Source organism: Marivita sp. (genome assembly GCF_965656765.1).
GTDB lineage: Bacteria > Pseudomonadota > Alphaproteobacteria > Rhodobacterales > Rhodobacteraceae > Marivita.
Genome location: NZ_CBFHLV010000010.1, coordinates 45,602 through 69,013, shown reverse-complemented (window position 1 = coordinate 69,013; position 23,412 = coordinate 45,602). Strand labels below are relative to the sequence as shown.

At 57.3% G+C, this 23,412-nt stretch carries 23 protein-coding genes; 16 read left to right on the top strand and 7 right to left on the bottom strand.

All coding sequences use genetic code 11. The features are described 5' to 3' along the window. The first annotated feature begins 44 nt into the window (after positions 1–44). Both rpsB and tsf read left to right on the top strand, forming a co-directional pair. The gene (gene rpsB, locus ACTG4M_RS05005; RefSeq protein ID WP_439122537.1) at positions 45–827 is read left to right on the top strand and encodes a 30S ribosomal protein S2; all 783 of its coding nucleotides are present in this window, start codon (positions 45–47) and stop codon (positions 825–827) included. Between the two features lie 90 nt (positions 828–917). Next, positions 918–1,793 (top strand): translation elongation factor Ts, encoded by an 876-nt coding sequence (gene tsf / locus ACTG4M_RS05000; RefSeq protein ID WP_439122536.1) that lies wholly within the window; start codon positions 918–920, stop codon positions 1,791–1,793. A gap of 318 nt (positions 1,794–2,111) precedes the next feature. On the opposite strand, the gene ACTG4M_RS04995 is transcribed toward tsf, so the two are convergent. After that, positions 2,112–2,873, bottom strand: a complete 762-nt coding sequence (locus tag ACTG4M_RS04995) for a LuxR family transcriptional regulator (protein ID WP_439122535.1) — start codon at positions 2,871–2,873, stop codon at positions 2,112–2,114. Positions 2,874–3,015: 142 nt separating this feature from the next. Then, positions 3,016–4,296, bottom strand: coding sequence for an ArgE/DapE family deacylase (locus tag ACTG4M_RS04990; RefSeq protein ID WP_439122534.1), 1,281 nt, complete (start codon positions 4,294–4,296; stop codon positions 3,016–3,018). Between the two features lie 353 nt (positions 4,297–4,649). Here ACTG4M_RS04990 and ACTG4M_RS04985 point away from each other — a divergent pair, with 353 nt between their 5' ends. The 6 genes from ACTG4M_RS04985 to phoB all read left to right on the top strand — a co-directional run bounded on the left by ACTG4M_RS04985 (position 4,650) and on the right by phoB (position 10,809). Beyond that, positions 4,650–5,687 carry a substrate-binding domain-containing protein gene (locus ACTG4M_RS04985; RefSeq protein WP_439122533.1) on the top strand — a complete coding sequence of 346 codons (1,038 nt, stop codon included), beginning with the start codon at positions 4,650–4,652 and terminating at the stop codon, positions 5,685–5,687. An 88-nt stretch (positions 5,688–5,775) separates the two neighbouring features. Next, on the top strand, positions 5,776–7,248 hold the full coding sequence (pstC, locus tag ACTG4M_RS04980) for a phosphate ABC transporter permease subunit PstC (protein WP_439122532.1): 1,473 nt from the start codon (positions 5,776–5,778) through the stop codon (positions 7,246–7,248). Next, the gene (pstA, locus tag ACTG4M_RS04975) at positions 7,245–8,567 is read left to right on the top strand and encodes a phosphate ABC transporter permease PstA (RefSeq protein WP_439122531.1); all 1,323 of its coding nucleotides are present in this window, start codon (positions 7,245–7,247) and stop codon (positions 8,565–8,567) included. The genes pstC and pstA overlap by 4 nt, the downstream gene beginning before the upstream one ends. Before the next feature lie 15 nt (positions 8,568–8,582). Continuing rightward, complete coding sequence (pstB, locus tag ACTG4M_RS04970) at positions 8,583–9,380, top strand: phosphate ABC transporter ATP-binding protein PstB (RefSeq protein ID WP_439122530.1); 798 nt, start codon at positions 8,583–8,585, stop codon at positions 9,378–9,380. A 4-nt stretch (positions 9,381–9,384) separates the two neighbouring features. Next, entirely contained in the window at positions 9,385–10,116 is a 732-nt protein-coding gene (phoU, locus tag ACTG4M_RS04965) for a phosphate signaling complex protein PhoU (protein ID WP_439122529.1), read from the top strand. 3 nt (positions 10,117–10,119) lie between these two features. Continuing rightward, positions 10,120–10,809, top strand: a complete 690-nt coding sequence (gene phoB, locus ACTG4M_RS04960; RefSeq protein WP_439122528.1) for a phosphate regulon transcriptional regulator PhoB — start codon at positions 10,120–10,122, stop codon at positions 10,807–10,809. A 108-nt stretch (positions 10,810–10,917) separates the two neighbouring features. On the opposite strand, the gene ACTG4M_RS04955 is transcribed toward phoB, so the two are convergent. Both ACTG4M_RS04955 and ACTG4M_RS04950 read right to left on the bottom strand, forming a co-directional pair. Beyond that, positions 10,918–11,967: a sensor histidine kinase gene (locus ACTG4M_RS04955; RefSeq protein WP_439122527.1), complete on the bottom strand. Its 1,050-nt coding sequence runs from the start codon at positions 11,965–11,967 to the stop codon at positions 10,918–10,920. Beyond that, the gene (locus tag ACTG4M_RS04950) at positions 11,964–13,145 is read right to left on the bottom strand and encodes a trans-sulfuration enzyme family protein (RefSeq protein WP_439122543.1); all 1,182 of its coding nucleotides are present in this window, start codon (positions 13,143–13,145) and stop codon (positions 11,964–11,966) included. Before ACTG4M_RS04950 ends, ACTG4M_RS04955 begins: the two co-directional genes overlap by 4 nt. A gap of 134 nt (positions 13,146–13,279) precedes the next feature. Between ACTG4M_RS04950 and ACTG4M_RS04945 the strand changes: the two genes are divergently transcribed. The 3 genes from ACTG4M_RS04945 (at position 13,280) to ACTG4M_RS04935 (ending at position 15,851) form a co-directional block, all read left to right on the top strand. After that, positions 13,280–14,167: a PfkB family carbohydrate kinase gene (locus tag ACTG4M_RS04945; RefSeq protein ID WP_439122542.1), complete on the top strand. Its 888-nt coding sequence runs from the start codon at positions 13,280–13,282 to the stop codon at positions 14,165–14,167. Positions 14,168–14,171: 4 nt separating this feature from the next. After that, positions 14,172–15,089: a pseudouridine-5'-phosphate glycosidase gene (locus ACTG4M_RS04940; protein WP_439122526.1), complete on the top strand. Its 918-nt coding sequence runs from the start codon at positions 14,172–14,174 to the stop codon at positions 15,087–15,089. 81 nt (positions 15,090–15,170) lie between these two features. Further along, the gene (locus tag ACTG4M_RS04935) at positions 15,171–15,851 is read left to right on the top strand and encodes a DUF502 domain-containing protein (RefSeq protein WP_439122525.1); all 681 of its coding nucleotides are present in this window, start codon (positions 15,171–15,173) and stop codon (positions 15,849–15,851) included. Here the strand turns inward: ACTG4M_RS04935 and ACTG4M_RS04930 are convergent. Together ACTG4M_RS04930 and ACTG4M_RS04925 are read right to left on the bottom strand one after the other, a co-directional pair. Then, complete coding sequence (locus ACTG4M_RS04930) at positions 15,848–16,879, bottom strand: patatin-like phospholipase family protein (RefSeq protein ID WP_439122524.1); 1,032 nt, start codon at positions 16,877–16,879, stop codon at positions 15,848–15,850. The genes ACTG4M_RS04935 and ACTG4M_RS04930 overlap by 4 nt on opposite strands. Positions 16,880–16,963: 84 nt before the next feature. Next, on the bottom strand, positions 16,964–17,737 hold the full coding sequence (locus ACTG4M_RS04925) for a 3-hydroxybutyrate dehydrogenase (protein ID WP_439122523.1): 774 nt from the start codon (positions 17,735–17,737) through the stop codon (positions 16,964–16,966). 425 nt (positions 17,738–18,162) lie between these two features. On the opposite strand from ACTG4M_RS04925, the gene ACTG4M_RS04920 reads away from it, so the two are divergent. Both ACTG4M_RS04920 and ACTG4M_RS04915 read left to right on the top strand, forming a co-directional pair. Next, positions 18,163–19,980 (top strand): extracellular solute-binding protein, encoded by a 1,818-nt coding sequence (locus ACTG4M_RS04920; RefSeq protein WP_439122522.1) that lies wholly within the window; start codon positions 18,163–18,165, stop codon positions 19,978–19,980. Positions 19,981–19,983: 3 nt separating this feature from the next. Further along, positions 19,984–20,100 (top strand): entericidin EcnA/B family protein, encoded by a 117-nt coding sequence (locus ACTG4M_RS04915; protein ID WP_439122521.1) that lies wholly within the window; start codon positions 19,984–19,986, stop codon positions 20,098–20,100. An 8-nt stretch (positions 20,101–20,108) separates the two neighbouring features. On the opposite strand, the gene ACTG4M_RS04910 is transcribed toward ACTG4M_RS04915, so the two are convergent. Beyond that, a complete protein-coding gene (locus ACTG4M_RS04910; protein WP_439122520.1) occupies positions 20,109–20,729 on the bottom strand; it encodes a helix-turn-helix domain-containing protein in 621 nt (206 codons plus the stop codon). 79 nt (positions 20,730–20,808) lie between these two features. Between ACTG4M_RS04910 and ACTG4M_RS04905 the strand changes: the two genes are divergently transcribed. The 3 genes from ACTG4M_RS04905 to ACTG4M_RS04895 all read left to right on the top strand — a co-directional run bounded on the left by ACTG4M_RS04905 (position 20,809) and on the right by ACTG4M_RS04895 (position 23,402). Beyond that, positions 20,809–22,317, top strand: coding sequence for a class I adenylate-forming enzyme family protein (locus ACTG4M_RS04905; RefSeq protein WP_439122519.1), 1,509 nt, complete (start codon positions 20,809–20,811; stop codon positions 22,315–22,317). Positions 22,318–22,383: 66 nt separating this feature from the next. Beyond that, positions 22,384–23,028, top strand: coding sequence for a DsbA family oxidoreductase (locus tag ACTG4M_RS04900; RefSeq protein WP_439122518.1), 645 nt, complete (start codon positions 22,384–22,386; stop codon positions 23,026–23,028). Then, entirely contained in the window at positions 23,025–23,402 is a 378-nt protein-coding gene (locus ACTG4M_RS04895; RefSeq protein ID WP_439122517.1) for a potassium channel family protein, read from the top strand. Before ACTG4M_RS04900 ends, ACTG4M_RS04895 begins: the two co-directional genes overlap by 4 nt. Positions 23,403–23,412 lie beyond the last annotated feature (10 nt).

Here is a 23,412-nt window from a genome sequence, read left to right as displayed (position 1 = left end):
GCTGATACCCCCGCTGAGGATTGAAACCGGAAAGGATAACGACAATGGCTCTTCCAGAGTTCACATTGCGCCAACTGCTTGAAGCAGGCGTACACTTCGGCCACCAGACGCAGCGTTGGAACCCCCGCATGGGCGAGTTCATTTATGGCGCGCGCAACGGCATCCACATCATGGACCTGACGCAGACCGTTCCGATGCTCGACGCAGCGCTGAACGTGATCCGCGAAACCGTGGCCAAGAATGGCCGCATCCTCTTTGTTGGCACCAAGCGTCAGGCACAGCAGCCGATCGCAGACGCCGCAGAGAAATGCGCACAGTATTACATGAATCACCGTTGGCTGGGCGGCACGCTCACCAACTGGCAGACCGTCTCCAAGTCGATCCAGCGTCTCAAGCAGATTGACGAGCAGATGGCGAACGGTGCCGAAGGCCTGACCAAGAAAGAACGTCTGGGCATGGAACGCGAGCAGGGCAAACTGCAGGCGTCGCTGGGCGGTATCCGCGAAATGGGCGGCGTGCCGGACCTTCTTTTCGTCATCGACGTCAAGAAAGAAGCACTCGCTGTGGCCGAAGCCAACAAGCTGGGTATTCCGGTTGTTGCGGTGGTTGACACCAACTGCTCGCCGGCTGGCGTTGATTACATCATCCCGGGCAACGATGACGCGGCACGCGCCATCAGCCTCTATTGCGATCTGGTATCGCGCGCTGCTCTGGACGGTATGACCGCTCAGATGGGTGCGGCCGGTGTTGACCTTGGTGCACTTGAAGACGCGCCGGTCGAAGAAGCGGTTGCAGAAGCCCCCGCCGAAGAGCCCGCCGCAAGCTAAGCGTTACCGCGTCGTTACATCGATATGACAGGGCAGGGCAGTTGAAACAGACTGCCCACCACGCCCGAATTTGAAATGAGGAGAGCCAAGATGGCGATCACAGCAGCACTCGTGAAAGAACTGCGCGAACTGACCAGCGCAGGTATGATGGATGCCAAGAAGGCGCTTGTCGAAACTGGCGGAGACATGGAAGCCGCAGCTGACTGGCTGCGCACCAAAGGTCTGGCCAAAGCGGCCAAGAAATCCGACCGTACAGCAGCCGAAGGTCTTGTGGCGGTCAAAGTTGACGGTGGCAAAGGCGTTGCCGTCGAAGTAAATTCGGAAACTGACTTTGTCGGCAAGAACGCTGAATTCCAAGGGATGGTTGCGGCAATCGCCGCCGCCGCGCTGACGGCGAGCGATGTCGAGGACCTCAAGACCAAAGATGTCGGCGGCAAGACCGTTCAGGACACCATCACTGACAAGATCGCCACTATCGGCGAGAACATGTCGCTGCGCCGTATGGTAACAATCGAAGGCACGCAGGTTGTGTCTTACGTACACAATGCCGTTGCAGATGGCATGGGCAAAATCGGTGTTCTCGTAGCATTGTCTGGCGAAAACGAAGAGTTCGGCAAGCAGGTCGCAATGCACATCGCAGCTGTGAACCCGGCATCGTTGTCATCGGCTGATCTTGATCCGTCCGTCGTTGAAAAAGAGCGTCAGATCCAGATCGACATCGCACGCGAGTCGGGCAAGCCCGAGCAGGTCATCGAAAAGATGATCGAAGGTCGCATGAAGAAGTTCCTCAGCGAAATCACGCTGTTGGGCCAGTCCTTTGTGGTTAACCCTGACCTGACCGTTGAAGAAGCGGCCAAAGAAGCTGGCGTTGAGATCACAGGCTATGTCCGCCTTGAAGTTGGCGAAGGCATTGAGAAAAAAGTCGAAGACTTTGCAGCCGAGGTGGCCAAGGCCGCACAAGGCTAAGTCCCTACAACTATTTAAAAAAACAAGCGGCGCTGTTAAAATAAACAGCGCCGCTTTTTTGCGGGAGCAATGGGCCGGGTCATTTGGGGACAACACGGCCCCTTGGCAGCAGGCATTGAAATGACCGGGACTGGTCTTGCAACGTCATTTGCGCCAAGCGTCTTTTAAACGAGACCCGCAGTGCCAAGAAAATCGCTAGGATGCGGGCCTCACGTTCCTTTGGCCGTAATTGCCACCACTCACGGAACATCACCATCTTGCCAATTAACGCGGCGTCAAGGAAGTATGGATTTCCAGACCTCACAGTTTTTTCACGCTTCAAACGTCGGTGATGAACATCTGGTTCTGAAGCGCTGCCTTGAGCACCGCCTGCGCCGTGGTGTCGACATTCAAAGCTTCCCGCGCAAGGCGTAAGTGCTTTTCCACAGTCGCAGGTGTCAGACCCATAATCGTGGCGATATCCTGCATCGTCTTGCCGCCACCAACCCATTCCAATGCTTCGCGCTGACGTTTGGTGAGCGACTGATTGGGCGGCGTATAGGGCAGGGTGAGGATTTTGAGATGCACAATGTTGTTCATCAATTGGATCAGTTCGCCTGACTGGTCCCACAGCGCGTCAACCTCGGCTTGTGACATGCCTGGTTCTGCGATCAAGGCGTTCGCACCCTTGGCGCGATCTGACAAGCTACGGAAGCTGATTGAAAAGCCTGCAACAATTCCATGCTTGGTGTTGAATTCGAGGATACGGCGTTCAGCATCGGTGACTGTGCCGCTTTCCAACATCAAACGCAGCACAGTCCAACTCGCCGCGCCGTCGTTGTCCAGCGCCCAACGCACCATCGGCGCAGACCGGTAGAGCCCGTTGTGCACAAAGCTTTGGACATAGTCGCTGTCGATGTTTGACAGAACGATAAAGTCATCCGGGTCGCCAAGGGATGTTGCTGTGCGAAACCGCGTGAACCCATAGAGCAACCGATCGAACCCAAAACTCGCCATACGACGGCAATGCAGGTCCCACAGCTCTTCAATGCTGTTGGAATGCGTCAGATCAAGCAAAGCTACGTTTTCTTGGGGTGTCATATGATGTTTCAAATACCTTTGGTCGATATCATTACGGTCAGACAAAGCGGTTTGTCCAGATTCCTATCCACGCCTAATAATTACATAATACTGATTATAAGATATTTACTACTACCTTTAGGCACACACGCTTTCGCCACCCCTATATGTTTGATGTTCCGCACCATTCCGCGATGAACAATGCCATCGCCACAGTGATCCGGCGCACGGATGAAATGCTCACTCTTTCATCAAATCCGTGAATGTTCTCAGAGATCGGTCCGTAGCACAGCGACGGAATATCGTTGTAGAGCCTGTACACTCGGCAATCGAGGTAACCCGGCGTGGTGAAGCTATTGAGCGGCTCCCCCGTGGCGACCTGATGCGCGTGGCTTAGAATGGTTTCGGCCTCGGACCCCGGTTCTTGAACATAGCCTTCGGAATAGAAACCGTTGAACGTGATTTTCGGTGGTGTGTCGGACAGATAGCGGTCTGTCTTAGCGAATGCTGCAATGTGATTTTCGATCTCGGCGGCGGCATCAGCAGCTTTGATGCCGGGATATATGGCGATGCGGCATTGGAACTTGCACCAAGCTGGTACGGAGGATCCCCAATCACCGCCTTCGATTTTGCCGATATTTAGATTAATTGGATGCTCTAGGGTTCTGAAATGTGGATGTTTATGTCGATCTTCATTCCAACGTTTCTCAACCTCGCGCAAGCTCTTGATCACGCGATAGGCGCCGTCGATTGCATTGGCACCCTCGCCCATTTCGCGCACATGAACGGGCGTGCCGCGCAGTTCGATCTCGAACCAAAGTGTGCCGACATTCGCGCGTACCAGCATTTCTTCTTCAGGTTCAGGGATCAAAACGGCATCTGCAGTGTGGCCTTTGAGAAAGGTCATCAACGCGCCGTTGCCGGTGGATTCTTCTTCCACAACGGATTGAATCTCGACCCGAGCCGCAGGTGCCAGCCCGGCAGATGTCAAAGCATCCATGGCAGAGATCATGGCGGCGTGACCTGCCTTCATATCGGCACCACCACGACCATATAGCCAATCGCCGTCGATCTGTGGATCAAACGGATCGAATCGCCACATATCGCTTGGCCCTGTTGGCACCACATCGGTATGTGATTGCAAAATCAGGGACTTGCCGTGCGTTTCTCTTGGGGAGTACGTCCCGATGACAATGGGCGCGTCTGAATGCTCGGGGCTGTATTTGCCGCCGCCTTCATGCGCCTCGATCGCATCACGTTCCATGGAGAACCGCGTCATGGCGTATCCACGCTTTTCTAGTGCCTGATAGACAAAGTCCTGAACCGAATGTTCCTGCCCGCGAATAGAGGGGAAACGGATCAGGTCCTTGGTGAAGGCCATCTGGCGGTCAAAGCCGTCTTCAACCGCCTGTGTGATAGCTTGTGCGATATGTGAGTCGAGCATGCGGCGCCTTTCTATTTGGTACCCATAACCTGCCGCCGATTCCAAAGGGGCCGCCGTATTCAACGCTCATCGCGTTACAAAGCTTTCGGATTCGGTGCGATGTGCGTATGTTTTTCACTGCAATTTCTATACGTCGGCATCTCAACCGCTTGCTGACGTAAAGTCAAATTCAATAAAATTAATACATAAATTCATGGGTTTAGTATTTCAGTGGCGGATTTCCCAAGCTTGATTGGCGCTTGTCATAAAACCGTTACGCAACTGTCACAAAAGCATGGCCAAAGCTGACTAGACCACCGCCAACGGTCATCAGGGGGATGGCCGAGAGATATCCAAACCAAGGAGCTGACTTAATGTCCGTGAAACTCTCTGTATCGGCACTGGCCATCGCGGCCGTTTCCGCAACATCCGCAATGGCGCGCGATAACGTTCAGGTTGCTGGGTCGTCCACCGTCCTGCCCTATGCGTCCATCGTGGCAGAAGCCTTTGGCGAAAACACCGATTTCCCGACACCGGTCGTTGAATCTGGCGGGTCGTCTTCGGGCCTCAAGCGTTTCTGCGAAGGCGTTGGCGAAAACACAATCGACGTTGCAAACGCGTCCCGCGCGATCCGTGAAAAAGAAGTTGCCGCATGTGCCGAAAACGGCGTTACCGACATCATCGAAGTTCGCATCGGCTATGATGGCATCGTATTCGCGTCGCAGCAGTCCGGTCCGGCCTTCACTGAGTTTGAACCGTCCGACATCTTCAACGCGATCGGCGCCAAGGTGCTGAAAGATGGTGAGATCGTCGATAACACACACAACTCGTGGTCCGAGTTCAACGCCGACCTGCCGGATGCCGAAATTGCTATGTTCATTCCGGGCACCAAGCACGGCACTCGCGAAGTGTTCGAAGAAAAAGTTCTGCTCATCGGTTGTGAAGAAACCGGCGCAATGCAGGCAATGATTGACGGTGGCATGTCTGAAGACGACGCAGAAGACGCCTGCCTTGACGTACGTCAGGATGGCAAGTCGGTCGACATCGACGGCGACTACACAGAAACACTCGCGCGTATCGACGCCAACACAAACGGCATCGGCGTGTTCGGTCTGGCGTTTTACGAAAACAATCAAGACAAGCTGAAGGTTGCAACGATGTCCGGCGTTGAGCCGACAACCGAGACCATCGCATCCGGTGAGTACCCTGTGTCCCGCCCGCTGTTTTTCTACGTCAAGAAAGCACATATCGGCGTGATCCCGGGCCTTAAGGAATACGCTCAGTTCTTCATTGCTGACGAACTGGCTGGCCCGTCTGGCCCGCTTGCCAACTATGGTCTGGTATCCGACCCAGAGCTGGCAAAAACTCAGCAGATGGTCGCTGACGAAAAGGTCATGGGCGCAGACATGTAATCGCCCAACGACCTAACGCATAAGGAGGCGGCACATTGCGCCGCCTCCTTTTTCTTCTGAACTTTGCTCTGAACACCTTGGGGGCACCATGCCATTACTCTGGCTCTTCCTGATCATCCTCGCGATAGCTGCAGGCGCGTTTCTTCTCGCCCGTTCGCGGGTTATGGCATTGTCTGGTCAGGACCGGCGCACCCTGCATTCGTTGCCCGTGTATTACGGTAGCAACGCCGCAATGAAATCCGCGATCCCTGCCCTGTTGGTCTTGGTGATCTGGCTTTTGGCGCAACCCTTTTACGTGAACAACGCAGTGTCTGGTATGATCCCCGACACCGCCATCGCCGACAGCTCGTCGCGCGGGCTGGTCCTGGCCGAAGTGCGCCGCGCCGCAGACGGGCTTGACCTCGCGGTCGCCAGCGGTGGCATGACCGAAGTCGAAGCGCGCGACACCAGTGCGGACATCGAAACCGTTACCAGCCGCCTTGAAGACGCAGGTGCGATTGTCACGTCGAAAATCACCCAGCCGATCCTGCGCGCCGCGCAGCAGTTCCGCGTGATGAACAGCACCGGTGCGCAAATCATGGCGGTTGTGGTTCTGTTGATCGCGATCGCAGGCGCGCTGTGGGCCTATCGCGAAACCAACCCAGATTTCCGCGCCCGCAACGTGGTTGAACAGGGCATCCGCGCTTTGCTCATTGCCGCCGCGTCAATCGCCATTTTGACAACGCTTGGCATTATCCTGTCGTTGGTTTTTAACACGATCGAGTTCTTCCGCCTCTATCCGGCGTCCGAGTTCTTTTTCGGAACCAACTGGGCCCCCAGCTTTTCCGGCCGGGGTGGTGCGTCCGATCTGGGCATCCTGCCGTTGCTCTGGGGGACGTTCTATATCTCCATCGTGGCCTTGCTTGTTGCTGTTCCCATCGGTTTGTTCGCCGCGATTTACTTGTCCGAATATGCCGGCCCCAAGGTCCGGGCTTTCGCCAAACCGATGCTTGAAGTGTTGGCGGGTATCCCGACCATCGTGTACGGCCTGTTCGCCTTGCTGACGGTTGGCCCACTTCTCGTCAGCGTGTTCGGCGATGACGGCCTTGGCTGGATGCAGGCTGGCACAGCTGTCATGACCGCCGGGTTGGTGATGGGTATCATGCTTATCCCGTTTGTGTCGTCTCTGTCGGATGACATCATCAACGCAGTGCCGCAATCCATGCGCGATGGATCCTACGGGCTCGGTGCCACACAATCGGAAACCATCCGCCAGGTTGTTCTGCCAGCCGCCCTTCCCGGCATCGTCGGCGCGATCTTGCTGGCTGCCAGCCGTGCAATTGGTGAGACCATGATCGTGGTTCTGGGCGCGGGTGCCGCCGCGCGGCTATCTCTTAATCCGTTCGAGGCAATGACAACCGTGACTGCCAAGATCGTGTCGCAGCTGACGGGCGACTCGGACTTTGCCTCGCCTGAGGCCCTCGTGGCCTTTGCCCTCGGCATGACGCTCTTTGTCATCACCCTCGGGCTCAATGTCTTCGCACTTTATATCGTGCGCAAATACCGGGAGCAGTACGAATGACCGATGCAAGCATGGACAGCGCCCCGGTCAAGGGCCGTCTGACAACGGTTGATGCCCGCACAAAAAAGCGCAACGCGGCCGAAAAGCGGTTCAAGGCGTATGGCCTGTTCGCCATCATGATCGGCCTGTTCTTTTTGGTTGTCTTGGCCGTGTCGATCCTGCGGTCGGGCTTGCCCGCGTTCACGCAAGCGAATGTGCAGGTGGAATTCGTCCTGAGCCAGGACCAATTCGACGAAGCCGAAAGCACGATGCTCAAGACCAAGGCCTATGAAAACCTGTTTATCGCAGCACTTCAAAGCCAGCTTGAAGAGCGCGGTCTTGAGGTTGAGTTTGATCCCGCGGCCATCGAACGCCTTTTGGGAAAGACAGGCGGCACGATCCGCCAGTTTTTCAGAGAAAACCCGGATCGTATTGGAACACCGGTGACGTTTGACCTAGCCGCCTCGTCGCGAGTTGACGGCTATTTCAAGGGCCGCGTGACCCGCGATACGGTGGTAGACAGCCGGTTTCTGATGGCCAGTGACCTTGATCTGGTGGATGCGCTGACAGAGGCAGGCATCATCTCCAGTGGGTTCAATTGGAACTTCATCACTGGCTCCGACTCTGGCGTGGACAATCCGGGTGGCGCGGGCATCGGTGTCTCGGTGATCGGGTCGTTCTTCATGATGCTGGTGGTTCTGGCACTGTCGCTGCCGATCGGCGTGGCCGCGTCGATCTATCTTGAGGAATTCGCCCCGCAGAACTGGTTCACCGATTTGATCGAAGTAAACATCTCGAACCTTGCCGCCGTACCGTCCATTGTGTTCGGCATTTTAGGTCTGGCCGTGTTCATCCAGTTCATGCACCTGCCCCAATCCGCGCCTCTTGTGGGCGGTCTTGTGCTGACACTGATGACGCTGCCGACGATCATCATCTCGACCCGCGCATCGCTCAAATCCGTGCCTCCGTCGATCCGCGAAGCCGCACTTGGTGTCGGCGCGTCGAAGATGCAGACCGTTTTCGATCACGTTCTGCCATTGGCAGCGCCCGGAATTCTGACTGGCACCATCATCGGTCTGGCTCAGGCGCTTGGCGAAACGGCACCTTTGCTGCTGATCGGTATGGTCGGCTTTATCGCTCGCGCTTATCCCGAAGGTGTTGTCTCAGGCTTTATCGACCCCAACTCTGCGATGCCCGCTCAGATCTACACATGGGCTGCCCGTGCCGATGCCGGTTTTTACGAAAAGGCCTGGGGCGGGATCATCATCCTGCTCATCTTCCTGCTGACGATGAACATCATCGCCATCATTCTGCGCCGTCGCTTTGAGCGCCGCTGGTAAACTGGACCCTGCCCCATGTACGATATACCACACCACACACAGGAGACCGCCGTGACGGACGTCAAAATCAATGCCAAGGACGTGCAGGTCTATTACGGCGACAACCATGCGATCAAAGACGTGTCGGTCGAGATCGAGAACAACACAGTCACCGCTTTCATTGGCCCGTCGGGTTGTGGCAAGTCGACGTTTCTGCGCTGCATCAACCGGATGAACGACACGATCGACATCTGCCGTGTTGAGGGCGACATCCTGATCGACGGCGATGACATCTACGACAAGCGCGTTGATCCGGTTCAGCTTCGCGCGAAGGTTGGAATGGTATTTCAGAAACCCAATCCATTTCCCAAGTCGATTTACGACAATGTCGCCTATGGCCCCAAGATCCACGGCATGGCCCGGAACAAGGCCGAGCTTGATGATATCGTCGAACGCGCCTTGCGCCGCGGCGCTATCTGGGACGAAGTCAAGGATCGCCTCAATGCGCCGGGCACAGGTCTGTCGGGTGGCCAGCAACAGCGTTTGTGCATTGCACGTGCTGTGGCGACCGAACCCGAAGTGCTCTTGATGGACGAACCCTGTTCGGCGCTTGACCCTATTGCTACCGCACAGGTCGAAGAGTTGATCGACGAGTTGCGTCAGAACTACGCTGTGGTGATTGTTACGCACTCCATGCAGCAAGCCGCGCGCGTCAGTCAGAAAACGGCGTTTTTCCACCTCGGCAATCTGGTGGAATATGACGATACCTCGAAGATTTTTACAAACCCCGAAGATAGTCGCACTGAAAGCTACATCACCGGACGGATTGGATAAAACCGTGAATCAGGAACATATCTCAAGCGCCTTCGACCGCGACCTTGAAGGGATTCAGGCACGGATCATGAAAATGGGCGGGCTGGTCGAACAGGCGATCCTCGACTCCGCGCAGGCTCTCGAAACCCGCGATCAGGAACTCGCCGACAAAGTGCGCACCGGCGACAAGGCCATTGATGCGCTGGAAGAGCTTTTGAACGAAGAGGCCGCCCGCGTCATCGCGCTGCGCGCGCCTACCGCCATCGACCTTCGGGTGATCTTGTCGGTGATGCGCATCAGCGCAAATCTTGAACGGATCGGCGATCTGGCCAAGAACCTGGCCAAACGCAATGCCGTTTTGATGTCGATGCCCGCGATCAATGGCTCTGCTGCACAGTTGCGGCGCATGTCACGCGATGTGCAGATCATGCTCAAGGACGCGCTCGACGCTTACATCCAGCGTGATGATGTGCTGGCCCGAGACGTGATCGAACGCGATGTGGACATCGACCAGATGTACAACACGCTGTTCCGCGAATTCCTGACCTTCATGCTCGAAGATCCGCGCAACATCACGCCCTGTATGCATCTGCATTTCATCGCCAAAAATGTAGAACGCATGGGGGACCACGTGACCTCGATTGCCGAACAGGTGGTGTTTCTTGTCACCGGTGAAAAACCCGAAGAGCCGCGTCAGAAAGAAGATTTAACTTCGACCGATGTGGACCTTTCTCAAACATCGGAGCATGGGACCTAAGCCATGAATACGGTTCAGCCAACGGTTCTGGTTGTCGAAGACGAGCCCGCCCAACGTGAGGTTCTTGGGTACAACCTCGAGGCCGAAGGGTTTCGTGTCGCAAAGGCCGAAAACGGAGAAGAGGCGCTGATCCTTGTCGATGAGGAACAGCCCGACATCATTGTTCTCGATTGGATGCTGCCGAATGTCTCGGGGATTGAGGTGTGCCGCCAGCTCAAAACACGCCCGGACACGCGCAATGTGCCGATCATCATGCTTTCGGCTCGGTCCGAAGAGGTCGACCGCGTGCGGGGGCTCGAGACAGGGGCGGATGATTACGTGATCAAACCATATTCGGTTGTCGAACTGATGGCTCGCGTGCGCGCTCAACTGCGCCGGACGCGCCCTGCCGCAGCTGGGTTGCGCCTTGAATACGATGACATTGTGCTGGACGCCGAAACCCACCGCGTCACCCGCGATGGCTCTGAGGTCAAACTTGGCCCAACCGAATTTCGGCTGCTGTCGACGCTGATGGAAAAGCCGGGGCGTGTCTGGTCAAGGGAGCAATTGCTAGACCGTGTTTGGGGCCGTGACATTTATGTCGATACCCGTACGGTGGATGTGCATATTGGACGTCTGCGCAAATCATTGACCACCACAGGACGGGCGGATCCGCTACGCACAGTGCGCGGCGCGGGATATTCGCTGGGTTAAATTTCAAGAATGCGCCAGCCGATCATTCCGGTAGCAGAAACCGGTCGATTTGCACTGTTGCGCAATTGTGCCAAGGCATGATGCGTCAACGGAAACACCAACCCAAGGTCATTCCACCTTTTCGTCCAACGGCAGAATAACGGTAAAGGTGGTGCCGCGCCCAAGCTGGCTATCAACTTGCAACCGCCCCCGATGCCGGTTCACGATGTGCTTCACAATCGCCAGACCAAGCCCGGTGCCGCCCAACTCGCGGGACCGGTGGCTGTCAACGCGGTAGAACCGTTCTGTCAGGCGCGGCAAATGCACTGTGTCAATCCCCGGCCCGGTGTCACTGACCTCGATGCGCACGCCCTGCCCCCGCAAGCGTCCCTCGTAGCCCGGCGCTCCGAGGCTCAGGCGCACGAATTTGCCGTTTCCCGAATACTTGATCGCGTTTTCGAACAGATTGGTCAGCACTTGCCGCAACTGATCGGCATCGCCGGGAACAACCACAGGACTTTCGGGTAGATGCAAGGACATCTCGATTCCAGCCTCGTCGGCCAGTTGTGCGAGACTGTGCCGCGTCTGCTGTATCACTGATCCAAGGTCCACCGGATCCACCGGGCGCACCCTTTCGTCGGCTTCGACCCGGCTGAGCGACAACAGGTCCGACACGAGACGGTTCATGCGTTCCGCCTCGGCGGCCATGATCGCAAGAAACCGCTCTTGTGCGTTCGTGTCATTGCGCGCGGGGCCTTGCAGGGTTTCGATGAAACCTAACAAGGCAGTCAAAGGGGTGCGCAATTCATGGCTCACATTGGCGACGAAATCGCGCCGCATCTGGCCGGCTTGTTCCATCGGTGTGATATCTTCAAAGGACACCAGCGTTCCAAGACGTCCTTGCATTGGCACTGGCCCGCAGGTCACGCGGTACGTGATGTCGTGCTGCCCGTCGTTGGTCAGATAGCGGGTTTCTCGCCGGGTGCCCTCGCGTTGCACCTGTTCGATGGTTTCGATCAGCGCAGGTTGGCGCAACGCGGTGATGAAATGCCGCCCCTCAATATTCTTGCCCAGCAGCGTTTCCGCTGCTGCGTTGACGGCGAAAATCCGTTCATCCGGCGCAATCAGCACCGCCGGAATTCCCAGCACCATCAGAATATCGCGGGGAGCGGCGGTCATTTTCCGGCTGCCACAGCCGCAAGCCCCGCATCAAACGCTGCGATTAACGCATCGGGGTCTTCGAGTCCTACAGACACGCGAAAGAACCCTTCGGTCATGCCCAGCTTAGCGCGGCCTTCGGGTGTCAGTGCGCGGTGCGACGAAGACGCTGGGTGCGACAGTGTTGTGCCCACATCACCGAGTGTCGGGGCAAAGGCGATCTGATCCGCGCCTTTGGTAAACGCATTTGCCTCGGCACGCCCACCGTCGAGTTCAAAGCTGACCATGTTGCAACCTCGCCCCCGAAGCAGCCCTTGCGCGCGGGCGCGATCCGGGTGATCGGGCCGTGTTGGATAAAGCACACGCTTGACCATCGCCTGCCCCGCCAAATGATCTGCAAGCCGTGCGGCTGTCGCCTCGGCGCGGTCAAAGCGCAGATCAAAGGACATGAGCCCCCGTTCTGCCAGCCAGCAGTCGAACGGGCTGGGCGTCATGCCTGTGGTCACGGCAAAGTCGTAGATCGCCTTGGCATCATCCAGTTCGCGCGCGGCGACCCAGCCCAGTGTGACATCGGAATGCCCCGCCAATAGCTTGGTCACCGAATGCAACACCACATCCGCGCCCAATTCGAACGGTTTGATCGCCCGTGGTGTGGTAAAGGTGTTGTCTACAACCAGCAGCACACCCTTGTCGCGACACAGATCGGCAATACCCTGCACATCCGCAATCCGCAGCGTCGGATTCGACACCACTTCGATCAGCACCAGCCGCGTGTTCGGCTGCAACGCCGCTTCAACGGCCTCGACATCTGTCGGGTCTGCCAAAGTGGTCTCGATCCCCAGCCGGGGCAGATCGTCCCGCATCATCCGCAAGGAGCGACCATATAGCTGATCGCCACCAACCACATGATCCCCGGCTTTGCACAGTCCCAGCAGAACCGCCGTGACCGCTGCCATGCCGGACCCCAGAACCAAGCCCGGTTGTGGTGCATCCTCCATTGCGTCGATCCGGCGCGCCAGCACATCGGCGTTGGGATGACCTTCTCGGGCATAGGTGTACCCTTCGGTGCGACCTTCATACTGATCGTCCAGCCGATCCGGCGTTTCGCTCGCGTATACGACCGAGGGCATCAGCGGTGTGACCACAGGGGTCGACGCGCTTTCAGGAAGGCCGCCGGGGCGCATCAGGGTTCGTTTCATCATTGTCGCAAAACTCCGTCCAATTCTTGCCCGCAGGCCTGCCACAAAGCGCAGGCCGCAACAATGGGGACCGCAACGGCACGTTCTTCAATCCGGCACTTGCGCTGGCATATCACTCGGGCGATGACGGGCGCATGACACAGCGCCCTGACATCCTTTGTATCGGTTCTGTCCTTTGGGACGTGATCGGCCGCTCTGACCGCCACATGAAACAAGGCGCCGATGTGCCGGGGCATATCACCCGTCTGCCCGGCGGTGTTGCGCTGAATATCGCCATGACGCTGGCGCGCTTCGATCTCGTTCCCGCGCTCCTTAGTGTCGTTGGTCGCGATTCCGAAGGGGACGAATTGATTACCGCCTGTGACCGTCTGGGCTTGATCACTGATCAGCTCTACCGGTCAGAAGACCTTCCGACCGACCAATACATGGCTGTAGAAGCTGCAAACGGCTTGATCGCTGCCATCGCCGATGCGCATTCGCTGGAACAGGCGGGTGACAAGATCATTCGCCCGCTGATTGACGGCCCATTGGGCTTTGTTGAAGCACCGTTTCCCGGCCCGATCGCGCTTGACGGCAACCTTACGGAATCACTGCTTGATCAGATCGTGCATCACCCTGCGTTTTCCAAAGCCGACCTGCGGATCGCACCAGCCTCACCGGGCAAGGCCGAACGCCTCTTGCCCTTTATCCGAAGTGGCCATGGCGTGCTCTATGTGAACCTCGAAGAGGCTGGGCTGCTCTGCCAGACCGAATTCACCAGCGCGCCTCAAGCCGGGGCAGCTTTGATAGAACGCGGGGCGGCCCGTGCGCTGGTCACCGATGGTGGGAATGTCACCTGTGATGCGACCAAAGAGGGCATCTTAGCCGAGCGCCCACCCGAGGTCATGGTCACCCGCGTGACCGGCGCTGGCGACACGTTCATGGCCGCCCATATCGCATCCGAACCGCGCGGGGCCGACCGCCCCACGGCGCTTCACCGCGCTCTTGCCACAGCCGCCGCTTATGTTGCCGGAGGAACCTGACCCGATGACGACCCTGCCCTTGGATATCTCATCCGCTGTTCAAACCGCCCTAGACGCCAACGCGCCGGTTGTGGCGCTTGAGTCTACAATCATCACACATGGAATGCCGTGGCCGCAGAATCTCGAAACCGCGCGCGCGATCGAGTCGACCGTGCGCGAAAGCGGCGCCGAACCGGCCACGATTGCCGTTCTCGATGGTCGCCTCTGCGTTGGTCTCAGCTCGGGTCAACTCGAAGCGCTGGCGCAAGCCAAACAGGTCGCCAAGCTAAGCCGCGCCGATATGGCGGTCTGCATGGCGAAAGGTGGCACAGGGGCGACAACTGTCGCGGCCACCATGATCGCGGCACATCTGGCAGGGATCAAAGTCTTTGCCACAGGTGGAATCGGCGGCGTGCATCGTGGCGCAGATCAAAGCTTTGACATCTCAGCCGACCTTCAGGAACTGTCGCAAACCGCCGTCACGGTCGTGGCGGCCGGGGCCAAAGCGATCCTCGATTTGCCCAAAACGCTCGAAGTGCTGGAAACCTTGGGCGTGCCGGTCATGGCTTACGGACAGGATATGCTGCCGGCGTTCTGGTCGCGCACTTCGACGCTCAAGGCACCTTTGCGCGCAGATACGGCCGCCGAGATCGCCAAAGCCCACCATATGCGTGGCGCCTTGGGCCTGCCCGGTGGGCAGTTGGTCGCAAACCCGATCCCGACGGATGCCGAGATCCCACATGCGCAGATCCATCCGATCATCACCCGCGCAACCCAAGACGCCGAGGCGCATGGCATTTCAGGCAAGGCGCTGACCCCGTACCTGTTACAAAGGATTTTCGAGCTGACCGAGGGGCGGTCGCTTGACGCAAATATTGCGCTGGTGCTGAACAATGCCCGTTTGGGGGCGCAAATTGCACAGGAATTGACGTCCCTGCCGTGAAATGCCCGCTCTAGGCACGTCGCACCATTGTAGACGGCAAGCGGACTGCCTAGGTTTTGCCAGAACAGCGACGGACCCCTTATGAACACCCCCTTTGATCCCGAAAGACGCCGCCCCAGTCTTTTCTCGCGACTGCGGGCCAGCTTTCTGACGGGTATCGTTGTGATTGCGCCTGTGTTCCTGACCATTTGGCTGCTTTGGTCTATCATTGGTTGGGTTGATGGGTTCGTGCTTCCGGTTGTGCCCACCCGGTTCAATCCCGAACAGTATATCGGCATCAACCTGCGCGGTGTCGGCGTGATCTTTTTCTTGCTGTTCACCACCTTCGTCGGCTGGGTTGCAAAAGGTCTGATTGGCCGGTCGCTGATCCGCTTTGCCGAAGGATTGGTTGAACGCATGCCCGTGGTCCGTTCGATCTATAGCGGCGTCAAACAGATTGCCGAGACGATCTTTGCCCAATCCGAACGCAATTTCGAGAAAGCCTGCCTGATTCAGTACCCGCGCAAGGGCATCTGGGCGATCGGCTTCATCTCAACCGACGCGCGCGGCGAAGTGGCCGACAAGGCGGAAACAATGGGCAAGCTGATTTCGGTTTTTGTGCCCACGACACCTAACCCGACCTCGGGCTTTCTGCTGTTCTTTCCGCAAGAAGACGTGATCGAACTCGACATGTCGATCGAAGACGCGGCAAAACTGGTGATCTCAGCAGGTTTGGTCTACCCGAACTCAAAAGATCCGACGCAACCCGCCAAAGCGGCCTAGCCGAACATCCTAACCAAATCTGTCGTCTGACGCCGGCCAAGGTCATCCTTGTGTTGCGCGAGGAATGTGCCGGCGGCACGACGGCCTGCCGCTTTTAATTCGTCAATCACCGTCGGTACGGCAACCAGCTTCGTCGCCACCGACAAATCGTTCATCAATGCGTCATCGGCGATCATGTGAACACGCAGGTTTTTCATCGCGCCTTCTTGGACTTTGCCTTCGGAAATCAGCCGCTGAACAAATTCAATAGCCCGCAATTCGCGCAGCAAGGACGAATTGAAACTGATCTCGTTGATCCGATTCTGAATTTCGTTCGGCATCACCGGCACCGTGTCGCGCTTGAGCGGATTGATGTTCACGATGACCACGTCGTCCGGCAGCCCCGCCTCGAAAAGCGGAAAAAGGGCTGGATTGCCGGTGTACCCCCCATCCCAGAACGCCTCGACCGTCCCGGTTTCGGGGTCTTCAACCTCGACCGCCTGAAACAATGTCGGCAAACAGGCCGAAGCCAAAATGCTCTGAGTGCTGATCGCGTCGCCTTCGAAGACCCGCACCTTGCCGTCGCGCACATTGGTTGCGCAAACATAGAGCGCCGGACCGTCCATCGCGCAGACACGTCCAAAATCAAACTGATCGACGATCTTTTCAAGCGGGTTCTGGTACAGCGGCCCCCACGCATAGGGCGAGATCATACGCCCAAAGCTGTCGCCCAGCTGATACAGCGGGGAATATTCCAGGCTCTTGCTGATCGCACCCGGCGTCGGCAACCAGGCCTGCATCCACTTTGGCACCGTCACATCATCCAACCGGGCGACCTGAGCCCACAGCCAATCCAGATTGTCCCGCGCACCTTGACGGCCGTTCTCGAGCCATCCAGCCTTTAAGGCGGCACCGTTCAAGGCACCGGCCGATGTTCCTGTGATTGCGGCGATCTCAAGATCGTCCTCTTCGAGAATTCGATCGAGCACACCCCAAGTGAACGCGCCATGCGCACCACCCCCTTGCAGGGCCAGATTGATCTTTACCACACGGTCTCCTGCTTCTTCATCTTGCCAAATAAACTCCGGGGAGCGCGAGGGGCTGGCCCCTCGCACCGTGTTGCATACGCGACGTCAGAGGGCAGTCCAGCCACCATCTACGGAAATCGTCGTCCCGGTGATCTGTGCCGCGGCATCAGAACATAAGAACACCGCTGTCCCACCGATTTGTTCAACCGTGGCGAATTCCTTTGACGGTTGCCGCTCAAGGATCACCTTCTGCGTCACTTCTTCTTCGGACATGTCATATTTCTTAGCCGTGTCGGGGATCTGCGCCTCAACCAGCGGCGTCAACACATAGCCAGGGCAAATGGCGTTGCAGGTGATGTCCTCGCGCGCTGTTTCCAGCGCCGTGGTCTTGGACAGGCCCACAACCCCATGTTTGGCCGCGATATAGGCCGATTTAAATGGTGATGCTGTCAATCCATGGGCGCTTGCCACGTTAATAATCCGGCCCCACCCCGCCTCGCGCATCACGGGCAATGCCGCGGCAGTGGTATGAAAAGCCGAACTCAGGTTAATCGCAATAATCGCGTCCCACTTTTCGGTCGGGAATTCGTCAATCGGCGCGACATGCTGAATACCGGCATTGTTGACCAGAATATCGCAGGCTCCGGCCTTTTCGATCAGTGCGCGGCATTGCTCCGGCTTGGACATATCCGCCTGAATGTAGCGCGCAGTCACGCCGTGTTCCTTGGCGATCTGATCGGCCAGCGCGTGATCTTCGGCAGTGTCTGTGAACGAATTGATCGCCACATCCGCACCCGCACGGGCAAGCTCGTGGGCGACACCCAACCCGATGCCTGAATTCGATCCGGTGATGACCGCGGTTTTCCCCTTCAGCGACATGATCGCTCTCCTTCGTCTTTTTGCTTGTGCAGCACGCTACATGCTGCGCCTGCATAATACAAAGAAGATCGGGAATTGGTTCCACAAGAATCGGTGAGCATGCGAATCGCAAACGTTTAGTCTCGCAAACGGCGTGCCAAACCAATCGTCCCACCGGTAAAATGATCGCGCATCCTACGGCGACAGGCCTATGAAACATTGGTATCTTGTTTGCAATGTCGGCAATGTTCGGGCCAAAAAAAACCCCGGCACGAAGCCGGGGTTAAGTTATTGAGGCAGGTTTCATACAGGCAAGAAACCTATCGAGCAGTGATCCCTTTATAGGCAATCTTTCACCGTGATCCAAGCTAAAAGTTTGAAAAGCCACGAAAGCCCCGTTACCGTCCTACCCAATAAAACAAGAGCAGATAGGGATTGTTGCGAAAATGAGATCGGTATTTTTCCTAAAACGCCAGCTTGGCATCGCGACTCTGGCACTCTCGCTTAGCGCGCAATCGGGCACGGCAGACCCGCAACACGGCATAGCTATGTATGGCGCCCCCGAACTTCCACCGGATTTTGTGTCCCTTCCCTACGCCAACCCGGACGCACCCAAAGGCGGCCGCATCGTTACAGGCGAGGTTGGCGGCTTTGACAGCCTCAACCCACACATCCCCAAAGGCTCCACGCCGTGGCAACTTCGCTTTCTAGCCTATGAAAGCCTGATGGGCCGTAATTGGGATGAGCCATTCACGCTTTACGGGCTTTTGGCCGAATCGATTGAGGTGGGCGACAACCGCGAATGGGTGGAATTCGTCCTGCGCGAAGAGGCCACGTTCTCGGACGGCACGCCTCTGACGGTCGAAGACGTGATGTGGTCTTACGAAACCCTCGGCACTATTGGCCACCCGCGCTATCACGGTGCATGGGGCAAGATCGCGTCGATGGAACAGACCGGACCGCGCAGCGTGCGCTTTACCTTCAACGAACAGGATCCGGAAATGGCGCTGCTGATCGGCATGCGCCCAATCCTGAAAAAGGCCCAATGGGACGGCAAGGATTTCGCCGCGTCCGGCATCGACGAAGTGCCGATTACGACAGCGCCTTATGTCATCGATGATTACGAAGCCGGACGCTTTGTCAGCCTGAAACGCGATCCTGACTATTGGGGCGAGGACGTCAATTTCATGCGCGGCCAAGCCAACCTTGATGAAATCCGCATGGAGTTCTACGGCGACGGCACCGCCATGTTCGAGGCCTTCAAGGCGGGAGCGCTGAATTCGAGCCGGGAATTCAATGTGGAAAAATGGGACACGCAGTACGATTTCCCGGCCATTGACAGCGGTGATGTGGTCAAATCGGTCGTCCCGCACGAACGTCCCTCTGGCATCACCGGGTTTGTGATGAACACCCGGCGCGATGCGTTCAGCGATTGGCGCGTGCGCGACGCCATGCTGCATGCGTTTAATTTTGAATTCATCAATGAAACCATGACGGGTTCAAAACAACCGCGCATCACGTCGTACTTCTCGAACTCGGTTCTGGGGATGCAGGATGGTCCGGCGACAGGCCGCGTGCGCGAATTTCTGGAACCATTCGAAGACACGCTGTTGCCCGGTGCGCTGGACGGCTACACCCTGCCCGTCAGCGATGGAACAGAACGCAACCGGGGCAATATCCGTCAGGCGATTTCGCTTATGGAGGAGGCCGGGTACACCATCGAAGAAGGTGTGATGACCCGCCCCGATGGCACCCCGTATACGTTTGAAATTGTCCTCAGTCAGGGCAGTTCCGAAAACGAGGCGATCATAGACTTGTTCACCCAGTCGCTGGAACGCATGGGCATCGCGCCCAAAATCACCACCATCGACAGTGCGCAGTATAAAGAACGCACCACCACCTATGATTTTGACATGACCTACTACCGTCGTGGTCTGTCGCTCAGCCCCGGAAACGAACAAAAGCTCTATTGGGGTTGTGACGGGGTCAAGGCCGAAGGCACACGCAACTGGATGGGCATGTGTTCGCCCGCAGCCGAGGATTTGATCGACCAGATTTTGAATTCCGACAGTCGCGATGACTTCATCGCAGCGACCCGCGCGCTTGACCGGGTGCTGACCTCTGGCCGCTATGTCATCCCTATCTACCAGTGGAACATCAGCCGGATCGCCCACGTGAAAGAACTCAAGTTCCCCGAACAATTGCCGATCTACGGTGATTGGATCGGATGGCAGCCGGATGTTTGGTGGTGGGAAGAGGAGTGAGCTATGCGGGCTCGGCTTCTATTGATCCTGGTTACAGGCGCACTCAGCGCCTGCGCCACAGTTGATGGGATCGGTCAGGATATCTCGTCGACGTCGCGCACTGTACAAGGCTGGTTTTAAGGTGACACTTAGCTCAGCGATGTGACCCAAAGGATATTGGCGTCCTCATCCGACACGGAAATCACGTTATGGCCCATCGTCGCGTCGTAGTAGGCACTGTCGCCACGTCGCATATCGATCGGCTCGTAAAACTCTGTGTACAAACGTACCACACCGGTCAGCACGTATAGAAACTCCTCGCCATCGTGGCGGACCCAGCCGTCAAATTCATCGACGGATCTTGCCCGCACCCGCGCGCGGTACGGCAACATCTGTTTCTTGGTTAGGGTTTCGGCCAAAAGCTCGTGTTCATAAGTGGTTGTGGCGTGTTGTTGACCCTGACCATTGGGCGTCATCACCATTCGGCCATTCACCTTTTCCCGCTGTGGCGGCGTGAACAATTGCGGCACACCTATCTGCAGACCAATGGCAAGCTTTTTAAGTGCATCATAGGTCGGTGACATCTGACCGTTTTCGATTTTCGATAGCGTGGACCGTGCAAGACCGGCCTGTTGGGCCGCTTGTTCGAGCGTCCAATTGTGCGCCTTACGCAGATCACGCACGCGTTCACCAAGGTTCAGCGGCTCTGGCTGATCGTGCTGGCCAGTATCGCGCGCGATGCGGATCAGGTTCTTTGGATCATCAGACATGCCAAGGTCTATAGCCCCGGGTTCTAGCCCTCGCAAGCCACGCTTGCGGGCCGTTGCGTTCCACCCTACGCCTTGCACCATGACGTCTGTTTTCGATAAAGCCCTCTATCCACCCTGCCCGCAGGATTTCAATCTGGCCGCTCATGTGTTGGCTTCCGCTGACCGCTTGCCCGACAAGATCGCCCTGGCCGTGGTCAAGCCCACTGGGGCTCAACGCTGGAGCTATGCGCGGCTCAAGCAATCCATCCTCGGATGCGCAACGGGCTTGCTGGAAAGCGGGTTGAACCCCGGTGACCGGCTGTTGATGCGGCTGGGGAATACGGTCGAATTTCCAGTCGCATATCTGGCCGCGATTTCCGTGGGCATCATTCCTATCCCAACGTCGTCGCAACTTTCGAGGCCCGAGGTTCAGGTGTTGATCGACATGACCGACCCCGCAGCAGTTCTGCACGACGGCATCACGGCTTGCCCAACAACCGTTCCGGTGATCCCGACGACAGATATGTCAGATTGGTACAGTTTGCCGCCCGCGATGATGGCTTATGGCGATCCTGACCGCTTGGCGTATATTATCTTCACGTCTGGCACATCCGGAAAACCGCGAGCGGTATGTCACGCCCACCGCGCCATCTGGGCACGCGGCATGATGATGGAGGGCTGGTACGGACTTACCGAAGCAGACCGCATCATGCATGCGGGTGCGTTCAACTGGACCTACACGCTGGGCACTGGCTTGCTAGACCCTTGGACCAAAGGTGCAACGGCCCTGATCCCTGCGCAGGGCGTGGACCATGCGCAAATCCCATTGCTGCTCAAACGGCACGAAGCAACGATTTTTGCCGCAGCACCAGGCGTGTATCGACACATCCTAAAGTCTGGCTCATTGGACCTGCCGAAGCTGCGCCATGGGCTTTCGGCCGGGGAAAAACTGCCCGCTGCGATCCGCGAAGCGTGGAAATCGACCACTGGAAGACGTGTATTCGAGGCGTTCGGCATGTCCGAATGCTCGACCTTCATTTCAAGCGCCCCTGATTTGCCAGACTGTGCGCCCGAAAGCCTTGGCTGGCCACAACCGGGGCGGCGCATTGCGATATTAACTGATGATGGTCCAGCCCCCATAGGCATGCCGGGCATCATTGCGGTCCACAAATCCGATCCCGGCCTGATGTTGGGATATCTGGACCAACCAGAAGAAACCGCGTCCCGTTATCAGGACGACTGGTTCCTAACCGGTGACATGGGTGAAATGACGCATAGCAATGACATCCTCTATCACGGGCGTGCGGACGACATGATGAATGCTGGCGGGTTCCGCGTGAGCCCTCTCGAGGTTGAGGCCGCTTTGATGCAGCATCCAGACATTCAGGATGTGGGCGTGACGGATGTCGAAATCAAAGCCGACACCCGCATCATTGCCGCTTACTACGTCGCAGATGCTAAGATCGACTCGGACACTCTGACACAATTCGCATCCGACCATCTGGCACGCTACAAGCAACCCCGGCTATTCCACCGCATCGCATCACTGCCGCGCAACGCCAATAACAAGCTGTTGCGCCGTGCCCTACCCGATCAACTCTCACTTTGATCCGCATAGCTTATCATTTGCGAGCCGATCTGATAGACCGCAGTTGATGACATAAAGGAAAGACACATGGTCAAGCTCGACATCATGTCCGACCCGATCTGCCCGTGGTGCTATATCGGCAAGACGCATCTGGACCGCGCGCTTGAACAGCGTCCGGATCACCCGTTCACCATCACGTGGCATCCATTTCAATTGAACCCCGACATGCCAAAGGGCGGCATTGACCGACGCGAATACCTTGAGACCAAGTTCGGGGGCAAGGACGGTGCCGTCAAAGCTTATGCACCCATCGTCGAACATGCTGAGAAAGCGGGCCTTAAGATAAACTTTGAAGGCATTGAAAAGACACCGAATACCCTGGATGCGCACCGCCTGATCCATTGGGCAGGAATCGAAGGTCACCAGATCCCAGTCGTCGACGCATTGTTTCAGGCGTATTTCGTGGACGGACGCGACATTGGCGATGCTGATGTGCTGGCCGACATTGCGGATTCCTGCGGCATGGATGCCAGCGTTGTGCTCCGCCTACTGGCGACTGACGAGGACCTGCGCGAAATCGTGGACCGCGATGCCGCTGCACGCGGCATGGGAGTCAACTCGGTACCGACCTTTATTGTTGCCAGCCAGCATGCGGTCCCGGGTGCGCAACCGACAGACCTATGGCTTCAGGTGATGGACGACCTCGCCCAGGGGGCTTCCCAAGACGCATGAACACGCCATTTCGCATTGCGAGCCTGATCCTTACTCTTGTGCTGATCGTCGCATCTGGCACTTTGTTTTTCCGCTGGGCCGAGGGCTGGACTTGGCTTGACGCCTATTTCTTCACCGTGGTGACTCTGTCCACGGTCGGCTACGGCAGTCTTGTTCCGGCGACGGCGATTGGCAAAATCGGCACCACAGTGTTTATCTTTGTCGGTCTGGGTGTCTTTGCCGTGGCCATTCAGCAGTTTGGCCTGTTCGCGATGCGCAAGCGGGAAGAGCATACAGAATGGCTGGTAGGTCGATTGGGCGCGCCCGAGGAAAGTGCGAACACAGATGACGATCCAGCCGATGCGCCGCCTGCACCTGCGTCACGCAAGACCTGACGCCCGCAGG

Coding starts and splice junctions, on each gene's coding strand:
- ACTG4M_RS04945 (WP_439122542.1), top strand. CDS start 13,280: ATGACACAGCGCCCTGACATCCTTTGTATCGGTTCTGTCCTTTGGGAC.
- pstA (WP_439122531.1), top strand. CDS start 7,245: ATGACCGATGCAAGCATGGACAGCGCCCCGGTCAAGGGCCGTCTGACA.
- ACTG4M_RS04895 (WP_439122517.1), top strand. CDS start 23,025: ATGAACACGCCATTTCGCATTGCGAGCCTGATCCTTACTCTTGTGCTG.
- phoB (WP_439122528.1), top strand. CDS start 10,120: ATGAATACGGTTCAGCCAACGGTTCTGGTTGTCGAAGACGAGCCCGCC.
- ACTG4M_RS04940 (WP_439122526.1), top strand. CDS start 14,172: ATGACGACCCTGCCCTTGGATATCTCATCCGCTGTTCAAACCGCCCTA.
- ACTG4M_RS04985 (WP_439122533.1), top strand. CDS start 4,650: ATGTCCGTGAAACTCTCTGTATCGGCACTGGCCATCGCGGCCGTTTCC.
- pstB (WP_439122530.1), top strand. CDS start 8,583: ATGTACGATATACCACACCACACACAGGAGACCGCCGTGACGGACGTC.
- ACTG4M_RS04920 (WP_439122522.1), top strand. CDS start 18,163: ATGAGATCGGTATTTTTCCTAAAACGCCAGCTTGGCATCGCGACTCTG.
- ACTG4M_RS04995 (WP_439122535.1), bottom strand. CDS start 2,873: ATGACACCCCAAGAAAACGTAGCTTTGCTTGATCTGACGCATTCCAAC.
- ACTG4M_RS04935 (WP_439122525.1), top strand. CDS start 15,171: ATGAACACCCCCTTTGATCCCGAAAGACGCCGCCCCAGTCTTTTCTCG.
- ACTG4M_RS04900 (WP_439122518.1), top strand. CDS start 22,384: ATGGTCAAGCTCGACATCATGTCCGACCCGATCTGCCCGTGGTGCTAT.
- ACTG4M_RS04910 (WP_439122520.1), bottom strand. CDS start 20,729: ATGTCTGATGATCCAAAGAACCTGATCCGCATCGCGCGCGATACTGGC.
- ACTG4M_RS04915 (WP_439122521.1), top strand. CDS start 19,984: ATGCGGGCTCGGCTTCTATTGATCCTGGTTACAGGCGCACTCAGCGCC.
- ACTG4M_RS04905 (WP_439122519.1), top strand. CDS start 20,809: ATGACGTCTGTTTTCGATAAAGCCCTCTATCCACCCTGCCCGCAGGAT.
- ACTG4M_RS04990 (WP_439122534.1), bottom strand. CDS start 4,296: ATGCTCGACTCACATATCGCACAAGCTATCACACAGGCGGTTGAAGAC.
- rpsB (WP_439122537.1), top strand. CDS start 45: ATGGCTCTTCCAGAGTTCACATTGCGCCAACTGCTTGAAGCAGGCGTA.
- ACTG4M_RS04925 (WP_439122523.1), bottom strand. CDS start 17,737: ATGTCGCTGAAGGGGAAAACCGCGGTCATCACCGGATCGAATTCAGGC.
- pstC (WP_439122532.1), top strand. CDS start 5,776: ATGCCATTACTCTGGCTCTTCCTGATCATCCTCGCGATAGCTGCAGGC.
- ACTG4M_RS04950 (WP_439122543.1), bottom strand. CDS start 13,145: ATGAAACGAACCCTGATGCGCCCCGGCGGCCTTCCTGAAAGCGCGTCG.
- ACTG4M_RS04955 (WP_439122527.1), bottom strand. CDS start 11,967: ATGACCGCCGCTCCCCGCGATATTCTGATGGTGCTGGGAATTCCGGCG.
- tsf (WP_439122536.1), top strand. CDS start 918: ATGGCGATCACAGCAGCACTCGTGAAAGAACTGCGCGAACTGACCAGC.